The sequence below is a fragment of the Brevundimonas abyssalis TAR-001 genome, from assembly GCF_000466985.1.
GTDB classification, from domain to species: Bacteria; Pseudomonadota; Alphaproteobacteria; order Caulobacterales; family Caulobacteraceae; genus Brevundimonas; species Brevundimonas abyssalis.
Window position 1 is genome coordinate 1 of the sequence record NZ_BATC01000124.1, and the last position, 564, is coordinate 564.

Below are 564 nucleotides of genomic sequence, written 5' to 3' on the forward strand. Positions count from 1 at the left end.
TGGCCCACGGCCATGGCCACCACCGCCGGCATGCCCTGGCCGCCGTACTCTGTGTGGGCGTGCAGGGCGGGCCAGCCGGCCTCGACCATCTGCTTGTAGGCTTCCTTCCAGCCGGGCGGGCCGGTGACGACGCCGTCCTTCCACTCACAGCCGTGCTGGTCGCCGGCGCGGTTGATCGGGGCGATCACCTCCTCGGCGAATTTGGCGCCTTCCTCCAGGATCTGGCCCACCAGATCGGAGGACACGTCCTCGAAGCCGGGCTTGTTTTCGTAGCGGTCGATCTCCAGCACCTCGTTGAGGATGAATTGGAAATCGCGGACAGGCGCCTTGTAGGCCATGGGTCAGGCTCTCGCTTTGAAGAATTCTTGATCGTCGTCGTGGTGATGGTTCAGCCGCGCGCGCAGGGCGGACTCATAGTCCTCGGCGCCGGGCAGAAGATCGGGCCGGTGTTCCGACAGCCGCTTCTCCATGGCCTCGCAGGCCGATTCGGCCACCTTGATGGCCTCGTCCAGATCTTCGCGCTGACGCTTCAGCGCCTCGACCTGGGCCCGGTGGCGGGGCAGG

1 protein-coding gene and 1 pseudogene are annotated in these 564 nt (G+C 66.5%); both read right to left on the reverse strand.

Annotated features, from left to right (window positions below):
- On the reverse strand, nt 1–338 hold a 338-nt coding region (locus MBEBAB_RS14790; protein ID WP_045319488.1), incomplete at its 3' end, for an acyl-CoA dehydrogenase family protein.
- 3 nt (nt 339–341) lie between these two features.
- Nucleotides 342–564 (reverse strand): annotated as a pseudogene (locus MBEBAB_RS14795) (MerR family transcriptional regulator); the annotation flags it as partial.